Origin of the sequence: Mycobacterium europaeum (assembly GCF_034555895.2) — a bacterium.
Classification (GTDB): Bacteria; Actinomycetota; Actinomycetes; order Mycobacteriales; family Mycobacteriaceae; genus Mycobacterium; species Mycobacterium europaeum.
Genome location: NZ_CP157315.1, coordinates 4,095,135 through 4,117,093, shown reverse-complemented (window position 1 = coordinate 4,117,093; position 21,959 = coordinate 4,095,135). Strand labels below are relative to the sequence as shown.

Annotated in this window: 20 protein-coding genes and 1 pseudogene; 10 read left to right on the top strand and 11 right to left on the bottom strand. The window is 68.9% G+C overall.

Annotated features, from left to right (window positions below; translation table 11 throughout):
- Positions 1-120: 120 nt before the first annotated feature.
- Positions 121-1,560, top strand: a complete 1,440-nt coding sequence (locus U8D42_RS19010; protein WP_322858611.1) for a flavin-containing monooxygenase — start codon at positions 121-123, stop codon at positions 1,558-1,560.
- On the opposite strand, the gene U8D42_RS19005 is transcribed toward U8D42_RS19010, so the two are convergent.
- Entirely contained in the window at positions 1,545-2,042 is a 498-nt protein-coding gene (locus U8D42_RS19005) for a cupin domain-containing protein (RefSeq protein WP_322858612.1), read from the bottom strand. The genes U8D42_RS19010 and U8D42_RS19005 overlap by 16 nt on opposite strands.
- A 30-nt stretch (positions 2,043-2,072) precedes the next feature.
- Between U8D42_RS19005 and U8D42_RS19000 the strand changes: the two genes are divergently transcribed.
- Positions 2,073-2,768 carry a M24 family metallopeptidase gene (locus tag U8D42_RS19000; RefSeq protein ID WP_322858613.1) on the top strand — a complete coding sequence of 232 codons (696 nt, stop codon included), beginning with the start codon at positions 2,073-2,075 and terminating at the stop codon, positions 2,766-2,768.
- Positions 2,769-2,822: 54 nt separating this feature from the next.
- Here the strand turns inward: U8D42_RS19000 and U8D42_RS18995 are convergent, their stop codons facing one another.
- Positions 2,823-3,737 carry an SDR family NAD(P)-dependent oxidoreductase gene (locus tag U8D42_RS18995; protein ID WP_322858614.1) on the bottom strand — a complete coding sequence of 305 codons (915 nt, stop codon included), beginning with the start codon at positions 3,735-3,737 and terminating at the stop codon, positions 2,823-2,825.
- A 103-nt stretch (positions 3,738-3,840) separates the two neighbouring features.
- On the opposite strand from U8D42_RS18995, the gene U8D42_RS18990 reads away from it, so the two are divergent.
- The 3 genes from U8D42_RS18990 to U8D42_RS18980 all read left to right on the top strand — a co-directional run bounded on the left by U8D42_RS18990 (position 3,841) and on the right by U8D42_RS18980 (position 7,199).
- Positions 3,841-4,407 carry a TetR/AcrR family transcriptional regulator gene (locus U8D42_RS18990; RefSeq protein ID WP_322858615.1) on the top strand — a complete coding sequence of 189 codons (567 nt, stop codon included), beginning with the start codon at positions 3,841-3,843 and terminating at the stop codon, positions 4,405-4,407.
- A 203-nt stretch (positions 4,408-4,610) separates the two neighbouring features.
- The gene (gene groL / locus U8D42_RS18985; protein WP_083177286.1) at positions 4,611-6,236 is read left to right on the top strand and encodes a chaperonin GroEL; all 1,626 of its coding nucleotides are present in this window, start codon (positions 4,611-4,613) and stop codon (positions 6,234-6,236) included.
- Positions 6,237-6,374: 138 nt separating this feature from the next.
- Positions 6,375-7,199 carry an SDR family NAD(P)-dependent oxidoreductase gene (locus tag U8D42_RS18980; RefSeq protein ID WP_322858616.1) on the top strand — a complete coding sequence of 275 codons (825 nt, stop codon included), beginning with the start codon at positions 6,375-6,377 and terminating at the stop codon, positions 7,197-7,199.
- On the opposite strand, the gene U8D42_RS18975 is transcribed toward U8D42_RS18980, so the two are convergent.
- The 4 genes and pseudogenes from U8D42_RS18975 to U8D42_RS18960 form a co-directional block, all read right to left on the bottom strand.
- Entirely contained in the window at positions 7,188-7,748 is a 561-nt protein-coding gene (locus tag U8D42_RS18975; protein WP_322858617.1) for a carboxymuconolactone decarboxylase family protein, read from the bottom strand. The genes U8D42_RS18980 and U8D42_RS18975 overlap by 12 nt on opposite strands.
- Before the next feature lie 22 nt (positions 7,749-7,770).
- Entirely contained in the window at positions 7,771-8,169 is a 399-nt protein-coding gene (locus tag U8D42_RS18970; RefSeq protein WP_085240781.1) for a hypothetical protein, read from the bottom strand.
- A 63-nt stretch (positions 8,170-8,232) separates the two neighbouring features.
- Positions 8,233-8,805: pseudogene (locus U8D42_RS18965) on the bottom strand (PPE family protein); the annotation flags it as partial.
- Positions 8,806-8,843: 38 nt separating this feature from the next.
- Complete coding sequence (locus tag U8D42_RS18960) at positions 8,844-10,574, bottom strand: N-acyl-D-amino-acid deacylase family protein (protein ID WP_322858618.1); 1,731 nt, start codon at positions 10,572-10,574, stop codon at positions 8,844-8,846.
- A 54-nt stretch (positions 10,575-10,628) separates the two neighbouring features.
- On the opposite strand from U8D42_RS18960, the gene U8D42_RS18955 reads away from it, so the two are divergent.
- Together U8D42_RS18955 and U8D42_RS18950 are read left to right on the top strand one after the other, a co-directional pair.
- Positions 10,629-11,153 carry a mycothiol transferase gene (locus U8D42_RS18955; protein ID WP_322858619.1) on the top strand — a complete coding sequence of 175 codons (525 nt, stop codon included), beginning with the start codon at positions 10,629-10,631 and terminating at the stop codon, positions 11,151-11,153.
- 18 nt (positions 11,154-11,171) lie between these two features.
- A complete protein-coding gene (locus U8D42_RS18950; protein ID WP_322858620.1) occupies positions 11,172-12,032 on the top strand; it encodes a hypothetical protein in 861 nt (286 codons plus the stop codon).
- Here U8D42_RS18950 and U8D42_RS18945 read toward each other — a convergent pair.
- Positions 12,029-13,759, bottom strand: coding sequence for a cytochrome c biogenesis protein DipZ (locus U8D42_RS18945; protein ID WP_322858825.1), 1,731 nt, complete (start codon positions 13,757-13,759; stop codon positions 12,029-12,031). The genes U8D42_RS18950 and U8D42_RS18945 overlap by 4 nt on opposite strands.
- Positions 13,760-13,841: 82 nt before the next feature.
- Between U8D42_RS18945 and U8D42_RS18940 the strand changes: the two genes are divergently transcribed.
- The 3 genes from U8D42_RS18940 (at position 13,842) to U8D42_RS18930 (ending at position 18,070) form a co-directional block, all read left to right on the top strand.
- Complete coding sequence (locus tag U8D42_RS18940; protein WP_322858621.1) at positions 13,842-14,528, top strand: TetR family transcriptional regulator; 687 nt, start codon at positions 13,842-13,844, stop codon at positions 14,526-14,528.
- Positions 14,529-14,591: 63 nt separating this feature from the next.
- Entirely contained in the window at positions 14,592-15,143 is a 552-nt protein-coding gene (locus U8D42_RS18935; RefSeq protein ID WP_322858622.1) for an MmpS family transport accessory protein, read from the top strand.
- On the top strand, positions 15,140-18,070 hold the full coding sequence (locus U8D42_RS18930) for an RND family transporter (protein ID WP_322858623.1): 2,931 nt from the start codon (positions 15,140-15,142) through the stop codon (positions 18,068-18,070). Before U8D42_RS18935 ends, U8D42_RS18930 begins: the two co-directional genes overlap by 4 nt.
- 63 nt (positions 18,071-18,133) lie before the next feature.
- On the opposite strand, the gene U8D42_RS18925 is transcribed toward U8D42_RS18930, so the two are convergent.
- Genes U8D42_RS18925 through U8D42_RS18910 form a run of 4 tightly spaced genes read right to left on the bottom strand, consistent with a single transcriptional unit; the run spans position 18,134 to position 21,924 of the window.
- Entirely contained in the window at positions 18,134-18,580 is a 447-nt protein-coding gene (locus U8D42_RS18925; RefSeq protein WP_085240790.1) for a DUF5078 domain-containing protein, read from the bottom strand.
- Positions 18,581-18,631: 51 nt separating this feature from the next.
- A complete protein-coding gene (locus U8D42_RS18920; RefSeq protein ID WP_085240791.1) occupies positions 18,632-19,549 on the bottom strand; it encodes a crotonase/enoyl-CoA hydratase family protein in 918 nt (305 codons plus the stop codon).
- Positions 19,550-19,556: 7 nt separating this feature from the next.
- Positions 19,557-19,868, bottom strand: coding sequence for a hypothetical protein (locus U8D42_RS18915; RefSeq protein WP_085240792.1), 312 nt, complete (start codon positions 19,866-19,868; stop codon positions 19,557-19,559).
- Between the two features lie 10 nt (positions 19,869-19,878).
- Positions 19,879-21,924, bottom strand: coding sequence for a prolyl oligopeptidase family serine peptidase (locus U8D42_RS18910; protein WP_322858624.1), 2,046 nt, complete (start codon positions 21,922-21,924; stop codon positions 19,879-19,881).
- Between the last annotated feature and the right edge of the window lie 35 nt (positions 21,925-21,959).

The following is a 21,959-nucleotide window of genomic DNA, read 5'->3' as shown; positions in this document are numbered from 1 at the left end:
CGGTGAGGCGGGCGTGCCGACGTAGAGTCGAGAACGTGGTTACCGGAGTGGCCCACACCCGGGTGCGCGTCCCGGATTGCGAGGCCGCCGTGGCGTTCTCCCGCGACGTGTCGGGCCCGAATGGGTGAGCGGCCGACCGTCGGGATCATCGGCGCGGGCGCCGGTGGCATCGCCATGGGCATCCAGCTGGCCGAGGGCGGCTACCGGTTCACCCTCTTCGACCGGGCCGACGGCTTCGGCGGGACCTGGCGGCACAACACCTTCCCGGGCGCGGCGTGCGACGTCCCGTCGCACCTGTATTCGTACTCCTTCGCGCCCAACCCGCGGTGGAGCAAGACCTACGCCAACCAGCCCGAGATCCTGGCCTACCTCGAGAACGTGGCCGCCGCGTACGGGCTGGGTGCGCGGCTGCGGGCGAACACCGCGATCACCAGCGCGCGCTGGTCGGACACCCGGCGCCGCTGGACGCTGACCGACGACGACGGCGCCGAGCACGAGTTCGACGTGGTGGTCAGCGCCGTGGGGATGCTCGACGTGCCCCACATCCCCGACATCCCCGGGACGCGGCGGTTCCGGGGCCGCCGATTCCACTCCGCGCGCTGGGACCACACCAAGTCGACGGCCGGGGAACGGGTCGCCTCCATCGGCACCGGCGCCAGCGCGATCCAGTACGTGCCCGCGATCGCGCGAGAAACCGCGCACCTGACCGTGTTTCAGCGGACGCCGATCTGGATCGCGCCCCGCTTCGACTTCCCGTTCACCCCCGAGCAGCACGAGCTGTTCGAACGCGACCCGGCCGCCGCGCGCAAGCTGCGCGACGAGGCCTTCGACGCCTACGAGTCGGCCAGCTTCGACGTCGACGCCGCCCAGACCCGGGAGGCGACCGAGCTGGCCCGCAGCTACCTGATGCGCAAGGTCGCCGACCCGGAGCTGCGCGCCAAGCTGACGCCGGACTACCCCGCCGGCTGCAAACGGCCGCTGATGTCGCGCGACTGGTACCCCACGTTCGCGCTGCCCAACGTCTCCCTGGAGACGACCGCGATCGCCGAGCTGACCGAGCGCGGCGTGCGCACCGCCGACGGCGTCGAGCACCCCGTCGACACCATCATCTACGGCACCGGGTTCACCGCCGCCGACTATCTGGCCAGCATCGACGTGTACGGAACCGGCGGCCGTCGTCTCGCCGACGTGTGGCGCGACGGCGCCGAGGCCTACCTGGGCACACTGGTGGCCGGCTACCCGAACTTCTTCACGCTGTACGGCCCCAACACGAACGGCGTCAACTCGATCATCTACATCCACGAGGCGCAGACGACGTTCGTCCGGCACATCCTCGACGTGCTGAACCGTCGCGGCGCGCGCACCGTCGAGGTGACTCCAGACGCGCAGCGCCGCTACAACGACGAGATCCAGGCCGCGATGGCGGGCAAGGTGTGGTTGGCGTGCGACAACTACTTCCGGCACCCCAGCGGGAAGGTGGTCACCCAATTCCCGTACAGCGGGCGGACTTTCTTCGAGCGCACCCGCAAACTGGTCGACGCCGACTACTGGATCCAGTAGTTGTCGTGGCGAACGAACCACTCCCTGCGTTCGTCGTCGGTCATGTCGGCCAGCGCCGCGAAGCCTTCGAAGTAGGCCTCCCGGGGGGCGCCCGGGGCGAACAGCATCAGGATGGACGCCGGCTCGTCGTCGCCCCCGTTGCGGAAGCCGTGGACGCCGCCCGGCGGCACATAGAGGAAGTCGCCCTGCCGGCCGTCGGCCCACTGGGTGCCGTCGTAGAGCTTCATCGTCCCGGACAGCACGAAGAACGCCTCGGACATCGCCCGGTGAAAGTGCGGCCCGGGGCCGCCGCCGCCCGCGGGGATGTCGACCCGGTAGAGCCCGTAGTCGCCGCCGGTGTCGCGCTGGTTGGCCAGGTAGTGGTACTTGACGCCCCCGGTTTCATAGTCGGGCGGCGAGTCGGCCCGCTTGAGCCAGGCGCTGACCTCGGGCTGGTCGGCGGTGTAGCGGGGCGGCGGATACGGCGGCACGACGAAAGACATCTGCCCAGCCTGCCAGTTAGCATCGCCGGTGTGCAGGGGGCGGACGAACAGGTGCGGGTGGAACGGCTGCTGGACGCGCAGGCCGGGGCGGAGCGGCTGTTCGACGAGATCGAGCGGCGCGCCATGATCCGCCCGGGCGTCTCGGAGAAGCAGCTGTCCGACGAGATCAACGAACTCGCCGCGGAGCTGCTCGGCGTCACCCGGCACTGGCACCGGCGGATCGTGCGGGCGGGGGAGAACACGCTGCAACCGTTCAACGAGCGGCCGCCGGATCGGGTGGTCGCCGACGGCGACGTCGTCTTCCTCGACCTGGGGCCGATCTTCGCCGAGTGGGAGGCCGACTTCGGCCGCACCTTCGTGCTCGGCGACGACCCGGACAAAACGTCGCTCCGCGACGCGCTGCCCCGGGTGTGGCAGGCCGGCCGCGAGTACTTCGACGAGCACCCGGACGTCACCGGGGCCGAGCTGTACGACTTCGTCGTCGGCGTCGCGCACGCCGAAGGTTTCGACTTCGCCAGCTCCATCGCCGGGCACCTGGTCGGGGAGTTCCCGCACCGCAAGATCGCCGGCCCGGGCCTCCAGTGGTACATCGCGCCCGGGTCGAACAGGCCGATGCGGCGCACGGACCCCGCCGGCCGCGTCTGCCATTGGATCCTGGAGATCCACCTGGCCGACCGGGCCCGCGGCTTCGGCGGCTTCTACGAGCAGCTGCTCGACTTGCCCTAGTGCCGATCGCAAGCGCGGTGCATGCGCCGGGCGCAGCGGGTCGGCACCGTTGGCTCAGTCGAGGGGATACGTGACGCCGGTGAGTTCCTCCGACACCGCCCACAACCGCCGCTGCATGTCGACGTCGTGGGACCTCTCGCTGGACCCGACGAGCTTGGGATAGCCGCGGGTCTCGGCGAATCCGTCGGGGCCGTAGTACTGGCCGCCGAGCACGCCCGGGTCGGTCGCGGCCCGCAGCGTGGGAAGGGCGCCCATGGCCGCGTCCTGAGCGATCACCGAGAAGAACACGTTGACGAGCGGCCGGAACACCGTGGGCGTGTAGCGGCCCAGCTCGGTATTCGACCCGCCGGGGTGGGCGGCGGCGGCGATCGTCGTGCCGTGGGGGGCGAGCTTGCGCTGCAGCTCGTAGGTGAACAGCAGGTTGGCCAGCTTGGCCTGCCCGTAGGCCGCGACCCGGTTGTAAGAGCGCTCCCACTGCAGGTCGTCGAAGTGGATGTCGGCGAGGATGCGGTGGCCCATGCTGCTCACCGTCACGACCCGCGATCCGGGGACCGGCAGCAGCCGCTCCAGCAGCAGGCCGGTGAGCGCGAAGTGGCCCAGGTGGTTGGTGCCGAACTGCAGCTCGAAGCCGTCTTTGGTGGTTTCCTTCGGCGTGTACATGACGCCGGCGTTGTTGATCAGCAGGTCGATGTGGTCGTAGTCGGCCTTGAGCCGTTCGGCCGCCGCGCGGACGGAGTCCAGCGACGTCAGGTCGAGCTCCTGCAGCACCACGTCGGCGCCGGGGCTCTTGGCGGTGATCCGGGCGGCGGCGTCCTTGCCCTTGTCCAGGTTGCGCACGGCCAGCACGACGCGGGCGCCGTGGTCGGCCAGCGCGGCGGCGGTCTCGTAACCCAGGCCGGTGTTGGCCCCGGTGATGACGGCGACGCGGCCGGTCTGGTCGGGGATGTCCGCTGCGGTCCATTTGGCCATGGAAGGCTCCTAACCTAGTAAGGTAAACGGGGCGAGCGCTCCGGTTGCCCTACTATACGGAACGTGCGCCCCGTTTTGTCAACGGCTGGATGGTGAAGAACAGATGGCGCAACCGACACGGCCGTTGCGCGCCGACGCGGCGCGCAACCGCGCCCGCGTGCTGGACGTCGCCTACGAAACCTTTGCGGCCGAGGGCTTGTCCGTGCCGATCGACGAGATCGCCCGGCGTGCCGGGGTCGGGGCCGGCACCGTCTACCGGCACTTCCCGACGAAGGAGGCGCTGTTCACCGCGGTCATCGCGGACCGCATGGGCAGGATGGTCGACGACGGGCACGCCCTGTTGGAGTCCGAGGGCCCGGGGGAGGCGCTCTTCGCCTTCCTGCGCTCGCTGGTGTTGCAGTGGGGGGCCGCGGACCGCGGCCTGGTCGACGCCCTGGCCGGCTACGGGATCGACGTCGCCTGCGCCGCGCCCGAGGCGGAAGACGCCTTCAAGGCGATGCTCGGCGAGCTGCTGCGCGCCGCGCAGGAAGCGGGCACGGCGCGGCGGGACATCGACATGCGGGATGTGAAGGCGATCCTCGTCGGATGCCAGGCGATGCAGGCGTACGACTCGGCGCTGGCCGAGCGGGCGACCGGCGTCGTCATCGACGGTTTACGCCCGCCGCGATAGGGGACAACTGTTCTTGCACTCGGCATAGGCGAGTGCTAAGAATGACTTTGGCACTCGCGACTGGCGAGTGCTAGGTCGGGACGGTGAGACCAGCAGGCACCTGGGGTCGTCCGTCGCGGGCACTGCACCCGGCCAGCGTAAGTAATGGGGTGGCCATCCGTGGTCACCCGGTGTCATCCCCGATCCGGAGGAATCACTTCGCAATGGCCAAGACAATTGCGTACGACGAAGAGGCCCGTCGCGGCCTCGAGCGGGGGCTCAACGCCCTCGCCGACGCGGTAAAGGTGACGTTGGGTCCCAAGGGCCGCAACGTCGTCCTGGAGAAGAAGTGGGGCGCCCCCACGATCACCAACGATGGTGTGTCCATCGCCAAGGAGATCGAGCTGGAGGACCCGTACGAGAAGATCGGCGCCGAGCTGGTCAAGGAAGTCGCCAAGAAGACCGACGACGTCGCCGGTGACGGCACGACGACGGCCACGGTCCTGGCCCAGGCGCTGGTCAAGGAGGGCCTGCGCAACGTCGCGGCGGGCGCCAACCCGCTGAGCCTCAAGCGCGGCATCGAGAAGGCGGTCGAGAAGGTCACCGAGACCCTGCTCAAGTCGGCCAAGGAGGTCGAGACCAAGGACCAGATCGCCGCCACCGCGGCCATTTCCGCGGGCGACCAGTCGATCGGCGACCTGATCGCCGAGGCGATGGACAAGGTCGGCAACGAGGGCGTCATCACCGTCGAGGAGTCCAACACCTTCGGCCTGCAGCTCGAGCTCACCGAGGGCATGCGGTTCGACAAGGGCTACATCTCGGGCTACTTCGTCACCGACGCCGAGCGGCAGGAAGCGGTCCTGGAGGACCCCTACATCCTGCTGGTCAGCTCGAAGGTGTCGACGGTCAAGGACCTGCTGCCGCTGCTGGAGAAGGTCATCCAGGCCGGCAAGCCGCTGCTGATCATCGCCGAGGACGTCGAGGGCGAGGCGCTTTCCACCCTGGTCGTCAACAAGATCCGCGGCACCTTCAAGTCGGTGGCGGTCAAGGCCCCCGGCTTCGGTGACCGCCGCAAGGCGATGCTGCAGGACATGGCGATCCTCACCGGTGGCCAGGTGATCAGCGAGGAGGTCGGCCTGTCGCTGGAGAGCGCCGACGTCGCCCTGCTCGGCAAGGCCCGCAAGGTCGTCGTCACCAAGGACGAGACCACCATCGTCGAGGGCGCCGGTGACACCGACGCCATCGCCGGGCGGGTGGCCCAGATCCGCCAGGAGATCGAGAACAGCGACTCCGACTACGACCGCGAGAAGCTGCAGGAGCGCCTGGCCAAGCTGGCCGGCGGTGTTGCGGTGATCAAGGCCGGCGCCGCCACCGAGGTGGAGCTCAAGGAGCGCAAGCACCGCATCGAGGACGCGGTCCGCAACGCCAAGGCGGCCGTCGAGGAGGGCATCGTCGCCGGTGGTGGCGTGGCCCTGCTGCACGCGGCCCCGGCCCTGGACGAGCTGAAGCTCTCCGGCGACGAGGCGACCGGCGTCAACATCGTGCGCGTGGCGCTCGAGGCTCCGCTGAAGCAGATCGCCTTCAATGGTGGTCTGGAGCCCGGAGTGGTGGCCGAGAAGGTCCGCAACTCGCCCGCCGGTACCGGCCTGAACGCCGCCACCGGTGAGTACGAGGACCTGCTCAAGGCCGGCGTTGCCGACCCGGTGAAGGTGACCCGCTCGGCGCTGCAGAACGCGGCGTCCATCGCGGCGCTGTTCCTGACCACCGAGGCCGTCGTCGCCGACAAGCCGGAGAAGGCGGCCGCTCCCGCGGGCGACCCGACCGGCGGAATGGGCGGGATGGACTTCTAGGAAGTCAACGAAAAGCCCGGTCTGCTTTGCAGGCCGGGCTTTTTCGTGTCCGCCGAGCGTGAGCTCAGGGCGGGATTTCGGCGATTTTTCCGCCCCGGTTTCACGTTCGGCGCTGGCCCGCCTTGTACGTTTGACCGCGTGGCCCTTCCGACCCCCTCGCCCACCAGCACCGCCGTCGTGACCGGCGCATCGTCGGGCATCGGGGCCGACATCGCGCGCGAGCTGGCCGATCGCGGCCACGGCGTCACGCTGGTCGCCCGCCGCGAAGACCGGCTGCGTGAGCTGGCCGAAGAACTGGCGCAAAGTGTGCGCGTCGAAGTGATCGCCTGCGATGTCGCGGACGCGACAGCCCGCGCCGGCCTCCTCGACGAGGTGGAGCGCCGCGGGCTGACCACCGACATCCTCGTCAACAACGCCGGCATCGGCACCATCGGCTCGGTGACGAAGACGCGCGTCGACGACGAGATCGCCCAGGTGCGGGTCAACGTCGAGGCGGTCATCGACCTGACCACCCGCGCCGTGCAGCGGATGGTGCCACGCGGCCGCGGCGCGATCCTCAACGTCGGATCCACCGCGGGCTACCACCCCTTCCCGGGGCAAGCGGGCTACGCCGCCACGAAGGCGTTCGTGAAGACCTACACCGAGGGGGTGCGCGGTGAGCTCGCCGGCACCGGCGTCACCGTCGCGCTGCTGTGCCCGGGGCCGGTGCGCACCGAGTTCCTCAAGAACGCCGGCATGGACGAGCGCACATTCGCCGACGCCTTCCCGAAGTTCATGTGGATGCCGTCGCGCGACGTGGCGCGCACCGGGGTCGACGCGCTCGAGCACGACCGCGGCACGGTCATCGCCGGGCTGCCGAGCCGGCTCTCCACCCGGCTTTTCCAGTTCATGCCGCGACGGGTGCTGCTGCCGCTGTTGAAGAACCAGCATCCGGGCCTCAAAAGGGACCGGTCAGCGAGCTGAGGGCCAGCGCCGCATCCAGCCCTCCACGTCAAGCGCGAGCGCGTTGCACAGCGTGCAGATGGTGCGATACCAGCCGACTGCGGTGAGCAATTCGATGCGCTGCTCGTCACTGAGGTTGCGGCCCAACGCCGTCCAGGTCGCCTCCGACCACGAGCCGGTGGCCTCGAGCTCATCCACCGCCCCGATCAGCGTTCGCTCGGCCGGACTCCACCGCGGATCGTCGGCGTCGCTGGTGACCAGCGCGTCGCACTCGTCGTCGCTGACGCCCGCGATCGGGCCCCAGAACGCCGCCTGCCCGCCCCATTCGTACTCGCAACCGACCAGCGCACAGATGCGCAGGATCGCGATCGTTCGGACTCGGGCCGGCAAAAGCGCTGCGACATAGAGCGATTCGCCGAGCTTGCGCAACCGGGTGGCCAGCGCCGGGTGGCGCTGCAGGCAGCGCACCAGCAGCAGCGGCTCATAGCTGCGGTCCGGATGACCCCAGCTGTTGATTCCGGCGGCATCTTCCTGGCTCCACGGCGGGGCGAGCGGTGCGACGCGGCTCACGGATGAGACTGTACGGCGCGCCCTAACCCGGCAGCGAGAACACCACGCAGTCGTGCAGGCAGCCCTTGGCCGCCTCCGGCGAATCGGGGTCGGCATCGCGGTGCAGCAGCGCGCGGGTGGGCGTCACCTCGAGGCGGACGGCATCCCCGGCCGGGGTCACCTCCGCGGCGCCGTCGACGATCAGCGAATAGCCGCCGGGCTCCGTCGGGGGCCACAGCAGGGTGACGTCGCGGCGCCGGGCCAGATTCTGCTGCGTGCGACCGCCGATCAGACCGACGTCGATCCGCGCCTCGCGCATTTGCGGCTCGACCGTCACGGTGTGCACGCGATAGTCGTCGTCCACCGTGACCAGGTAGGCGTACGGGTAGCCGGGGAGAGCCGCCCCCAGCCGCTCGATGTCCACCCTCTTCTTCGTGCGCATGGTGCTCCAGGATAGGCGCGGGCCGGGCCGCTACAGCGTGCGCGGAACCCGCGCCGCCGGCAGGCCGAACGTCAGCTGGCCGCTGCTGCTGAAGTGGAAACCGAGGTTCTGCAGGACCTGCTGCCAGGGCGCCAATTTCTCCACGGCCGCCGACGCGTCGGCGTGGTACCCGTACATCGCCGCGACGTCCGACGCCCACATCTGGTCATAGGCGGCCTCGATGTCGGCGATCGCGGGGGTGTTCTGACCCAGATGATTGCTGGCCGCCAGCGCCTGCGCGAGGGCGCGGTTGGCCGCGACCACCGCCGGCTGGACCGTCGCCGCCAGGGCACCCTCGAACGCGGCCGCGACGGCCGAGGCCTGACTGGACACCGCCTCCGCCTGCGCCGCCGCGGCGCTGAGCCAGCTCACATAATGCGTGGCGAGGGCCATCATCGCCGCCGACGACGGGCCCTGCCAGGACCCGTTGGCAAGATTTGACGTGACCGAAGAAAACGACGATGCTGACGATGCCAGGTCCTCGGCAAGGCCGTCCCAGGCTTCCGCGGCAGCAAGCAACGGCCCGGCTCCGGGACCCGAATGGATTCGTGCCGAGTTGATTTCTGGCGGCAACCACGCAAAATGCGGGCTCGTCACCGGCTTAACTTACCCGGGATCCGGCCGTTGCGGTGGCGTTATTGCCGGGCTGCTGGCCGGGGCTGCCGCCCACGGACCAATCTGCCGGGGCGGGCGTCGGTCGGCACGCCGTTTTCCGCGATCACCTCGCCGGCGACGACGGTGGCGACGTACCCGTCGGCGGTCTGGTCCAGGCGCCGCCCGCCGGCGGGCAGGTCGTAGCTGATGACCGGCTTGTGCAGCCGCAGCGCGGCGTGATCGATGACGTTCAGGTCGGCCTTGTACCCGACGGCGATGCGGCCGCGGTCGCCCAGCCCGGCGATGCGGGCCGGCACCGAGGTGAGTTCGCGGACCGCCTCCGGCACGGTGAACCGCCCGGACTTGCGGTCGCGGGCCCAGTGCGCCAGGAAGTACGTCGAATAGCTGGCGTCGCAGATCATCCCGTAGTGCGCGCCGCCGTCGCCGAGCCCCAGGACCACGTCGTCGCGGTGCAGCAGCTCGCCGACGGTGTCCAGCGAATTGCCCTGCAGGTTGCTGGTGGCCACCAACAGCATGGCGCGGCCCTCGTCGTCGAGCAGCCGGTCGTAGGCCTCCTCCATCGGGTCGACCCCGCGGGCGCGGGCCCGGGCCCCGATGCTGGTCGACGGGTCCGGCTCGTAGTCCGGGTTGTCACCCAGCGGGAAGATCCAGTCCCACATCTGCGCCACGTAGAGGATCGGGTGACCGACGCCGGGCTTGTCGGCCAGGATGCGGGCGCGCACCTCCGGCTTGCGCATCTCGGCGACCCGCTCGGCCAGCGGCAGGTGCGCGATCTCCCGGTAGCTCGGGTAGAGCACGAACGGGTTGGCGGACAGCTGCAGCCCGATGATCAACCCGATCGGTCGCGGCAGCAGCTGCGCGGTGATGTCGCCCCCGGCCGCGTTGGCCTTCTCGATCATGGTGATGGCGTCCGGCCACGTCGGGTCGCCGGCGTTGGCGACCACGAGCGTGAAGGTGAGCGGCAGGCCGACATCCTCGGCCACGTCGAACACCATCTGCAGCACCGGTTCGTAACCGCCGGCCGGGATGTCCGGCACGAACTGCAGCAGGCCGCCGCCCCCGTCGACCACCCCGCGGGCGATCTCCTCGATCTCCTCGCGCGCGGCGTCGTAACTGGGGATGGGCGAACCGCTTTCCGTCTTGTGGATGGTCAGCCGCGACGACGCGAAGCCCAGCGCCCCCACCTCGATCGCCTCCTTGGCCAGCGCCCGCATCTTCGCCAGGTCCTCGGCGGTGGCCGGCTCGCGGTTGGCGCCGCGCTCGCCCATCACGTACACCCGCAGCGGGGAGTGCGGCAGGTACGCGGCGACGTCGATGTCACGCCGGCCGGCGTCCAGCGCGTCCAGGTATTCGGGGAACGTCTCCCACGTCCAGGGCAGGCCGTCGGTCATGACGACGCCGGGGATGTCCTCCACGCCGGCCATCACGTCGACGAGCACGTCGTGGTCCTCCTGCCGGCACGGGGCGAAGCCCACCCCGCAGTTGCCCATGACCACGGTGGTCACCCCGTGCGCCGACGACGGCGTGAGGCGTTCCGACCAGATGGACTGGCCGTCGTAGTGGGTGTGCAGGTCGACGAAGCCCGGCGTGACGAGCAGCCCGGTGGCGTCGATTTCGCGTGCGGCGGTGTGGCCGTTGACGTGTCCGACCGCCTCAATGATGCCGTCTTTCACCGCGACGTCGCCGACGATCGGCTCACCGCCCAGCCCGTCGACGATGGTGCCGTTGCGGATGATGAGGTCGTAGGTCATCCAAATAATCTACGACCGCGCCCGCCGCTGGTGCCAGGATCTAATGTCGCTGGTATGGCCAACACCTCCAGCCCCGACTCCGCCGCCCAAGAACTGCTCCGCGACTCCTTCACCCGGTTTATCGAACACGTCGACGGGATCGCCGACGGGTTGACCGAGGAGGTCGCCAACTATCGAGTCACCCCGGACGCCAACAGCATCGCCTGGTTGCTGTGGCACAGCGCGCGGGTGCAGGACATCCAGCTGGCCGACGTGGCCGGCGTCGAGCAGGTGTGGCTGCGCGACGGCTGGGTGGACCGGTTCGGGCTCGACCTGCCGCGCAACGACACCGGCTACGGGCACGGCCCCGAGCAGGTCGGCAAGGTAAGGGCGCCCGTGGACCTGCTGTCGGGCTACTACCACGCGGTGCACAAGCTCACCCTCGAGTACGTCGCCGGCGTGACCGCCGCCGAGCTGGAGCGGGTGGTCGACACCAACTGGGACCCGCCGGTGACGGCCAGCGCGCGGTTGGTGAGCATCATCGACGACTGCGCCCAGCACCTGGGCCAGGCCGCCTACGTTCGCGGAATCGCGCCGTAGGGCTTGGGTTTTCGCAGCGTGCGATTCCTGTCCGCGGTCTTTCGGGTGGTGCTGTGGCTGGCGACCACCGTCGCGCTGGCCGTGGCGGTCCCGGCGGCGTGGCTGCAGTGCAACGTCGTCAGCGAGGCCGGCTACGCCGCGCTGGCCCAGCGGGCCGCCGGCGATCCCGCGCTGCAGTCCGCGGCCGCGGACGAACTGACCAACCGCGCGCTCGCCCTCATCGCGGATCGCACCGGGGGACGCCGAGCGGTCGACGCCGCGCAGCTGCACCGGGCCGCCGCCGCGTTCACCGCCGGGCCGGCCTTTCCGGCGCTGTTCGCCCGGGCCAACCGGGCGGCGCACCGCTGGTTGTTCAGCGCCGACGGGGCCGGCGGATCGTGGGCGATCGATGTGGCGCCGATGCTGCAGGACGAGTCGGTGGCGCGGATACTGAGCAGCCACAACGTGGAAGTGCCTGCGACGCTGAGCGTTCCGCTGACGGCGTCGGCGCCGCGATCGCTGCGGCCGGGGCGGCTCAGCCCGCTCGCCACCTGGGGGCCGTGGGTGAGCGTCGGCGCGGCGGCCCTCAGCGTGGTCTGCGCCGTGCTGACGCTGGCCACCGCCCGGCGCCGCGGCAAGGCGCTCACCAGCCTGGGGGTCTGCGCGCTGCTGGTCGGTGCGGGCGGATGGGCGGGCATCGAGGTCGGCCGCCGCTACGTCGACGCCGCGCTCAACCACACCACCGGCGACATCCGCCGTATCGCCGAGGCCATGGCCGGCCACGCCGAGGCGAGCCTGCACCAGTGGCTCAACCTGACGCTGCTCACCGGCGTGGCCCTGGCGGTCGCCGGCGTGCTCGTCGCCATGCTGGGCAGCCTGCGCAAGACGCCCGCGAGCTAGCCGAAGGTGAACGAAAAGACTTGCAGCCCAGGGCTGACCCGCATGTCGAGCCGGTCGCTGCGCGCGGCTTCGTCGGCCACGATCTGGTGCAGGTTGGGCGGTCCGCCGATCGCCGTCGTGCTGGTCTTGCCGTCCCGGGTCACCGTGAGAGTGCCCGTGCCGCCGGCGACGACGTAGACGTCCTTGCCGGTGTAGTCCAGCCGGATGGCCGCGTCGTCGCTGTCGGCGGTGGCGCCCTGGTCGTCGAGCTTCCACCGTCCGGCTAGCGCGAACCTGTCGCCGGCCAACTGCGGCGGGTAGTCGAATGTCGCGGTGCCCGCTTTGTAATCGCCTGTGCCGCCGTAGTTTCCGGCCCGCTCGACGCCAAGGTAGGTCTCGGGCGTGAGCCGAGTCTGCGGGGTGGTGTCGGGCGCCCGCGTCGCCGCGGGCAGTTGGGCGCCGGGGTGGGCGTCGACCAATAGGTCGCGGATGAGCTTCTCGGTCCCGTCGTAGTCGCCCTCCCCGAATTTGGTGTGCCGGACCGTTCCGTTGGCGTCGATCAGGTACTCGGCCGGCCAGTACAGGTTCGAGAAGTTGTTCCAGGTCGTGTAGTCGTTGTCGAGCGCGACGGGGTAGGTGATGTGCAGTCCGGCGGCGCCGCTGGCCACGTTGGACGGGACCCGTTCGAAGGCGTACTCGGGGGTGTGCACGCCGACGACGACGAATCCGCTGTCGCGGTAGCGGTTGTACCAGTCCACGACGTGCGGGATCGCGCGCTGGCAATTGATGCAGGAGTAGGCCCAGAAGTCGACGAGGACCACTTTGCCGCGCACCGCCGCCCGGTCGAGCGATTGGCCGTCCGGGGTGTTCAGCCACTCGGTGATGCCGGCGATGGCGGGGGCGGGGCCGCACTGCTGCAACTGGGTGGCGCCGTCCAGGCAGTCGGCCAGTGCGCCGGTGGCGCTCGCCCCGGTCGGGCTCAGCCGCAAGCCGCTCGATCCGGGCGGCGGCGTCGCCGGGGTGGGGTTCAGCGTGCGCTGGAGGTCGTCGGCGCCGATCTTGCTCTGCATCGCCGTGGTGTAGTCGGGGATGGCGCGCTGCAACATCGCCGGCAGGTTGAAGACCAGCGCCACGGCCAGCACCACCATCATGATCCCGCCGGCGACCTGAATCGCGCGCCGGCGGCGGCGGAACGCGGCGACGCGTTCGGCGACGCGCCGCCCGGCGAGGGCGAATGCCAGCAGCGGCAGCGCATTGCCCAGCGCGAACGTCCCGGTCAACACCAGCGCGCCGGGCCCGATCGATTGCGTGCCACCGGCGACCACGATCGCCGCGAGCACCGGGCCCGCGCAGGGCACATACAGCGCGCCCAGCGCCAGGCCGAGCCCGAAACCGTCTGCGTTGGCGCCGATTTGACGCTGCGGCAGGTGCGCGAACGGTCGCTCGATCAGGTGCTGCAGCGGCGGGAAGATCAATCCCAGGCCGATCAGCACCAACACCACCAGGGCCGCCCACCGGATCGCATCCTGCGGCAGATGCAGCGCCGTCAGCAAACCGGAGCCGACCAGCGTGGCGACGGAGAAGCTGCACACCAGGCCGGCGATCACCAGGTAGGGCCGTGCGGCGGCGCTGATCCCCCGGGTGCTGCCCGCGCCCGATAGCAGGAGCACCGGCAGCACCGGCAGGATGCACGGCGAGATGCCGGTGATGAGGCCGCCGAGGAAGCCGATGAGCGCGATGGTGTGCATATCCATATACACCTTTCCCCGCCGCGAACGGTTCAGTGATCGGGCACAAATCACGTCCCGTGCGTTATACAAATCACACCATGTGCGTTACGCTCTGCCGGTGGCGCAACTCACCTTCCAGCGCGCCCGCACCGAGGAGAAGAAGCGCCAACGTGCGGAGGCACTCGTGGAAGCCGCGCGCTCGCTGGCGCTCGAGACGGGCGTCGCCTCGGTCACCCTGACCGCCGTCGCCAGCCGGGCCGGCATTCACTACTCCGCGGTCCGCCGCTACTTCAGCTCGCACAAGGAAGTCCTGCTGCACCTGTCCGCCGAAGGGTGGGTGCGCTGGTCGACCACCGTGTCGGACAAGCTGGCCGAGCCCGGGCCGAAGTCGCCGTCGAGAATCGCCGAGACGCTGGCCGAAGCCCTGGCCGACGACCCGCTGTTCTGCGACCTGCTGGCCAACCTGCACCTGCACCTCGAACACGAGGTGGACGCGGAGCGGGTCGTCGAGGTCAAGCGGATCAGCACCGCCGCCACGCTCTCGCTCGCCGAATCCATCGAGAGCGCGCTGCCGGAACTCGGCCGCTCGGGGTCGCTGGACATCCTGCTGGCCGCGTACTCGCTGGCGGCGACGCTGTGGCAGGTCGCCAACCCACCGGCGCGCCTGACCGACGCCTACGCCGAGGAGCCGGAAGTGATTCCGCCGGAGTGGAACCTGGACTTCGCGTCCGCCCTCACCCGCTTGCTGACCGCGACGTGCATCGGCCTCATGTCGGGTTCGGAATGAACGCAGGAAGGAGGGGGCGCCATGGCTTGGCGAACTGCAACCAGTGAAGGACTTCAAGCGCCGATGACGACGACTGAGCCCAGGACCGAACCGCTGCAGAAGCAGGGCTCCGCCGGCAGCGAGGGCGACACGGTCGGCCCGCCGCGGCGCGCCAAGAAACAGGGGATCTTGGGGCGCTTCTGGTTGGTGCTGACGATCGCGGCTGTCGTCGCGGTGTCGGGGTTCGTCGTATACCGATTGCACGGCGTCTTCGGCGTCCACAAGGGTTCGTTCGGTGGTGGCACCTCGGGCGAGGTCCTCGACCAGTTCAACGCCAAGACGATCACGCTCGAGGTCTGGGGCTCACCGGGCAGCACCGCAACCATCAACTACCTCGACGAAAACACCCATCCGCAGCAGGCACTGAACGTGCCCTTGCCCTGGAGCAAAACATTGAGTTCAACGAAGCCCGGCATCCCGGCAAACCTGGTGGCGCAAGGAGACGGCAGCTGGATCGCCTGCCGGTTCGTCGTGAACAACCACGACGGGCACGGTGACGTCATCAAGGCCCCGAATCGCTCGGATTCCAACGAAACCGTGAACCCCTTCGTCTACTGCCTGGACAAGTCCGCATGAGCGAGCCGAGCGAGGCTCCGCCGCGCGTCGATCAGCCGCTGATCCCGCCCTTCCTGCCGCGGATGATCCATCGGCTCGCCCTGCCGATCGTCCTGGTGTGGTTGGGCATTGTCTTCGTCACCAACACCATCTCGCCACAGCTGGAGGTCGTCGCCAAAACGCACTCGGTGTCGATGAGTCCGACTGCCGCGGCGTCCTTTCAGTCGATGATGAAAGTCGGATCGACGTTCAAAGAGTTCAACTCCGACAACTCGGCCATGATCTTGCTGGAGGGCGACAAGCCACTCGGGGCCGAAGCACACCGCTACTACGACGAGATCGTCAGGCGCGCCGAGCAAGACAAGATACACGTTCAGCACGTGCAGGACTTCTGGAGTGATCCGCTGACGGCGGCGGGTTCCCAGAGCCACGATCAAAAGGCCGCGTACGTCCAGGTCTACCTCGCCGGCAACATGGGCGGCGGGCAGGCGAACGAGTCTGCCCTGGCCCTCCGCAAGATCGTGGACTCGGTGCCCGCGCCGCCGGGAATCAAGGCCTACGTCACCGGCCCGGGTCCGCTGTTCGCCGATCAGTCCCACGCGGGCGAGAAGGGCGTCGCGATCGTCACTCTCATCACTTTCTTGGTGATCGTGGTGATGCTGCTGTTCGTCTACCGCTCGGTCATCACCATGCTGATCATGCTGGCGATGGTGTTCATCGAGTTGGCTGCGGCTCGGGGCGTCGTCGCGACGCTCGGTAACTACGGCGTCATGGGGCTTTCCACGTTCGCCAACAACATGCTGGTGCTGATGGCGATCGCCGCCGGGACGGATTACGCGATCTTCGTGGTCGGCCGCTACCACGAGGCGCGCGGCCTCGGCGAGACCCGCGAACAAGCCTTCTACACCATGTTCCACAGCACCGCGCATGTCGTCCTCGGGTCGGGCCTGACCATCGCCGGCGCGATGTACTGCCTGAGCTTCTGCCGGCTGCCGTACTTCGAGTCGCTGGGGGTGCCTTGTGCGGTCGGCATGCTGGTCGCGGTGTTGGCGGCTTTGACGCTGGCTCCGGCGGTCCTGACGGTGGCATCGTTCTTCAAGCTGCTCGACCCGAAGCGCAAGCTGCAGACCCGGGGCTGGCGTCGCATCGGCACCGCGGTCGTCCGCTGGCCCGCACCGGTTCTCGCGGTGACCATCGGTGTCGCATTGGTCGGTCTGCTCGCCCTGCCCGGTTACAAGACGGACTACGACCAACGCCACTTCCTGCCGGCGGACACCCCGGCCAATGTCGGTTATGCCGCCGCGGACCGGCACTTCGACCAGGCTCGGCTCAATCCCGAGCTGTTGATGATCGAGACCGATCACGACCTGCGTAACCCGGCCGATTTCCTGGTCCTGGACAAGGTCGCCAAGGCGGTCTTCCACATTCCCGGTATCGGCCGGGTGCAGACCATTACCCGACCATTGGGCACGCCGCTCGACCACAGCACCCTCGGTTTTCAGATGAGTGCGCAAGCCGCAGCGCGGATCCAGACCCAGCACTATCAAGACGAACAGGCGAAGAACCTGCTCAAGCAGGCGGACGAGCTGCGCAAGACGATGGCGACGTTGCACGAGCAGATGCAGGTCACCCAGGACCTCAGCAACACGACGCACGAAACCACCAGGCTCACCAAAGAAACCGTGAGGATCACCGAGGCATTACGCGACGACATCGCCAACTTCGACGACTTCTTCCGGCCGATCCGCAGCTTCTTCTACTGGGAGAGGCACTGCTACGACATTCCGGTGTGCTGGGCGCTCCGGTCGGTCTTCAACGCGCTCGACGGCATCGACCAGGTGGCCCAGAACATCGTGGACCTCAGTGCGAACCTGGACAAGTTGGATCAGATCCAGCCGAAGCTGGTGGCGCTGATACCGCCGCAGATCGAGAGTCAGCAGCGCAACCTCGACACCATCATGTCGAACTACGCGACCACCATGGGCCTCAACGAACAGGCCAGAGCGCAGTCCGACAATGCCACCGCCCAGGGCGATGCCTTCGACAAAGCGAAGAACGACGACACGTTCTATCTTCCGCCGGAGGCGTTCAAGAGCCCGGATTTCGCACGGGGTCTCAAACAGTTCATCTCGCCGGACGGGCACGCGGTCCGGTTGATCATCTCCCATGAGGGCGACCCGGCGACTCCCGAAGGCATCAGCCACATCGAACCGATCAAGCAGGCCGTGCACGAGGCGATCAAGGGCACGCCCTGGGAGGGCGCCAAGGTCTATCTCGGCGGCACCGCCGCGACGTACAAGGACATGCACGACGGCTCCAACATCGACCTGATGATCGCCGGAATTGCCGCCGCCACACTGATTTTCATCATCATGCTGGTGATCACCCGAAGCGCCGTGGCGGCCGTCGTGATCGTCGGTACGGTGTTGCTGTCACTGGGCGCCTCTTTCGGGCTCTCCGTGCTCCTATGGCAGTACATCCTGGGCATGAAGTTGCACTGGATGGTGCTGGCGATGGCGATCATTCTGCTGCTGGCGGTCGGCTCCGACTACAACCTGCTGTTGATATCGCGGTTCAAGGAGGAAATCCACGCCGGGCTCAAAACGGGGACGATCCGTGCGATGGCCGGTTCGGGCTCGGTGGTGACCTCCGCCGGTCTGGTGTTCGCCGCGACCATGGCCACGTTCATGTTCAGCCCGCTGCTGGTGATGGCCCAGGTGGGTACGACGATCGCGCTGGGTTTGTTGTTCGACACCTTGATCGTGCGGTCGTTCATGACGCCGTCGCTGGCCACCCTGCTCGGACGCTGGTTCTGGTGGCCGCAGCACGTGCGTCCACGGCCGGCCAGCACCATGCTGCGACCGTACGGGCCGCGTCCGGCTGTGCGCGATTTGCTCCTCAAGAACGTCGATGAGCACCCGGCGGGCGGAGTGGTACAGCCGCGCTGAGCGCCCGCGTGCAGATAAAAAAATCCGCGCGTCCCCCTCAGGGACGCGCGGATTTTTAAGCCTTTAGGCCCAGTTCCACACCGACATGTCGCCGGGCGGGTACTGGCTGCACACATCGGTGGCCTTCGCGACGACGCCCTTGTTGTTGAAGAAGAGCTTCATGTGGTTGGGCCACGCGTACCACAGCGGATCGTTGTTGTAGAAGTTCTCGGAGTAGGTGCGGCGGTCCTCCGGCGACAACGAGTAGAACCAGTGCACCTTGTCGATCGTCGCCTGCTGGACGTTCGGGTGGTTGTTGAAGTCGATCATGTACCGCTGGTAGTACACCGGGCTGGTGTCGCGGGTGGCGGCCATGATCTGCTCGGCGTCGCAGGTGGTGTTGATCATGCGGCGCGGAATCGGAAAGTCTTCCGTGGAGTCGGCCACGGCCGTCTTCGGGAAGACGGCGGCAGCGATGCCGAGGGCGAGGAAGGCGGCGCCTGCGCGCAAGCCGGTGTTCAGCCGAGACATAGTTGTTACGGTAACACTTTTTCGCCGGCCGCGGACAGTCCCTAGCTCAGCTCAGCATTGGTCGCGATCAGGCACGATGACGTGCGTCGGGTCGGGCCGCAGCTCCGGCGGGGCCTGGCTGTAATCGCCGAACGGGCCGTCGCGGCGCTCCACTGCCGCCCGCACCCCCTGGGCTTCGGCGGTCTTGATGAAGTCGAGGGCGTCGGGGGTGTTGCGCATCAGGCCGTCGAGGATGCCGCCCAGCGTCTGGGTGGACGCCAAACCCATGTTCTCGTAGGCCTGGTTGACGATCAGCTTCTGCGCCTGCAGTTGCGACAGCGGGATCCGGGCCAGGTCGGCGGCGATCTCGGCGACCCGCGCCTCGAGGCGCTCGAACGGCACCGCCTCGTTGATCAGCTCGATCTCGGCGGCCTGGGCACCGGTCAGCGGCCGCCCGGTCAGCGAATGCCACTTGGCCTTGGCGAAGCTGAGCCGGTAGAGCCACATCCCGCTCAGGTATGCGCCCCACATCCTGCTGTAGGGGGTGCCGATCACCGCGTCGTCGCTGGCGATGACCAGGTCCGCGCACAGGGCGTAATCGCTGGCCCCGCCGACGCACCAGCCGTGCACCTGGGCGATGACCGGTTTGGACGCCCGCCAGATGGCCATGAACTTGCTCGTCGGCCCGGTCTCGCGGGCGGTGACCATCGCGAAGTCCTTGCCCGGATCCCAGCGGCCGTCGGTCATCATCGAATCGCCCCAGTGCGCAAAGCCGCCGCCGAAGTCGTAGCCGCCGGAGAAGGCGCGGCCGGCGCCGCGCAGCACGATGACCTTGACCGCCGGGTCGCGCTCCGCCCGGCCGACGGCCGCCTCGATCTCGTCGGGCATCGGCGGCACGATGGTGTTGAGCTGCTCGGGACGGTTCAGCGTGATGGTGGCGACCGGGCCGGCCGTCGTGTACAGCAGCGTCTCGAAGTCGGGTGCGGTCATGGCGTCCTTACGGGTCGGGCTGGCGGTTCTCCGGTAACGACGCGTAGATCCGGTCGCCGATCTTGAGATACGGCGTCGTCAGGTAGGCCGACAGGACGAGGAGGCCGGAGAAGATCAGCGCCACGCAGACGGCGTTGGGCCAGAGCCTGCCGGTGCCGACCGCGAAACAGGCGGTGCCGATGATCGCGGTCGCCCAGTAGAACCGCCGGCCGGCGCGGCGGTGGCCGATGAAGCGGTAGCGTGCCTGCGCCGCCGAAGCCAGGATGAAGATCAATCCGGTCGCCAGCAGGGTGAGCTCGATGCGTTGGGTCGCCGACACGTTGACGATCTTATGAGCCGCACGCGGCGCGGCCCAGCATTCGCCACAGGAACGAATAGGTCAGCGCCGCCTTGAACGCGACCTGTTGGTTGTCGGCCGCGCCGGCGTGCCCGCCCTCGATGTTCTCGTAGTAATAGACCGGATGCCCCGCGGCCAGCAGCGCCGCCGTCATCTTGCGGGCGTGGCCCGGATGCACCCGATCGTCGCGGGTCGACGTGGTCATCAGCACCGGCGGGTAGTGGCGCGTCGCCGTGATGTTCTGGTAGGGCGAGTATTCGGAGATGAACGCCCAGTCCTCCGGGTTGTCCGGGTCGCCGTACTCGGCCATCCACGAGGCGCCCGCGAGCAGCAGGTGGTAGCGCTTCATGTCCAGCAGCGGCACGCTGCAGACCAGCGCGCCGAACCGCTCCGGGTACCGGGTGAGCATGATGCCCATCAGCAGGCCGCCGTTGCTGCCGCCCTGCGCGCCGAGCTGGTCGACGCCTGCGATGCCACGGTTCACCAGATCGGTTGCCACGGCGGCGAAGTCCTCGGCCACCTTGTGCCGCCCCTCGCGCATCGCCTGGGTGTGCCAGCGCGGCCCGTATTCCCCGCCGCCGCGGATGTTGGCGAGCACGTAGGTGCCCCCGCGGGCCAGCCACAGCCGCCCGAGCACGCCGCTGTAGGCGGGGGTGTTGGCGGATTCGAACCCGCCGTAGCCGTACAGCATGGTCGGCCCGGGGCCTTCGGCGCCGGCGGGCCGCACCACGAAGTACGGGATCTGCGTGCCGTCGTCGGATGCCACGAAATGCTGTGCGACGGTGATGTTCTCGGCGTCGAAGAAGGCCGGCGCGGACTTGATCTGTTGCAGCGGCCCCTCGCCGGTGCCGCGCAGCAGCCGCGAGGGTGTGACGAAGCCGCTGGAGTCGAGGAAGAACTCGTCGCCGGTGTCGTCGGCGGCCACGACGACGGTGTTGGTCGCCGGCGGGATGCCGGGGACCGGCTCGCGCCGCCAGGTGCCCGGCGTGACGATCTCCACCCGGCTGGCCACGTCGGCGAGGGTGACCAACAGCAGACGGTCCCGCGTCCACGCGTAGTGATTCAGCGCGGTGTGCTCGTCGGGCTCGAACACCACGCTCAATTCCGCTGTGCCCGCTAAGAATTCGTCGTAGTCGGCCGCCAGCAGGGCGCCCGCGGGATAGCTCTGTGCGCCGTAGAACCAATCGGTGCGCAGCTCGATCAGGAGCCACTGCCGGTGTATCGACAGGCTGGCGTCGGTGGGCGCGTCGATCCGGATCAGCTCCGGCCCCCGCAATTCGTAGATCTCTTCGTTCCAGAAGTCGAGGGCGCGGCCCAGCAGGGTGCGCTCGAAGCCGGGGGTGCGATCCACCGAGGCGGACACGCGGACGTCGGTGCGCGCGCCCTCGAACACGGTTTCCGCGTCGGCCAGCGGGGTGCCGCGGCGCCACCGCTTGATCACCCGCGGGTAGCCCGAGTCGGTGAGCGAGCCGTCGCCGAAGTCGGTGCCCACCAGGACGGTGTCGGGGTCCACCCAGGCGACCTGCGACTTGGCCTCCGGCAGCCGGAATCCTTCGGCGACGAATTTGCGGCTGCCCATGTCGAATTCGCGCACGATCGAGGCGTCCGAGCCGCCTCGGGACAGCGCGACCAGCGCGCGGGTGTACTCCGGCTCGATGACGCCGGCGCCGGCCCACACCCAGTTCGTGTCGTCGGTTCGCCCCAGCTCATCGACGTCGATCAGCACGTCCCACTCGGGGGAATCGGTGCGATAGCTGTCCAGCGTGGTGCGCCGCCACAACCCACGCGGGTTGGCGGCGTCGCGCCAGAAGTTGTACAGGTACTCGCCCCGGCGCACGACGTAGGGGATGCGGGCGTCGGTGTCGAGCACCTCGAGCGCCTCGGCGCGCATCCGCTCGAAGTCCGCGTCGCAGAACGTCGCCAGCGTCGGTTCGTTATGCGCTCGCACCCAGTCCAGCGGCTCGTCGCCGGTGACGTCCTCGAGCCAGAGGTAGGGGTCTTGGGCGTCGTCGGGGGTAGCGGCGGCTGGTGGCGTCATGGAAGCCATTGTGGCCTCCGGCGGTAGTGTGAGGT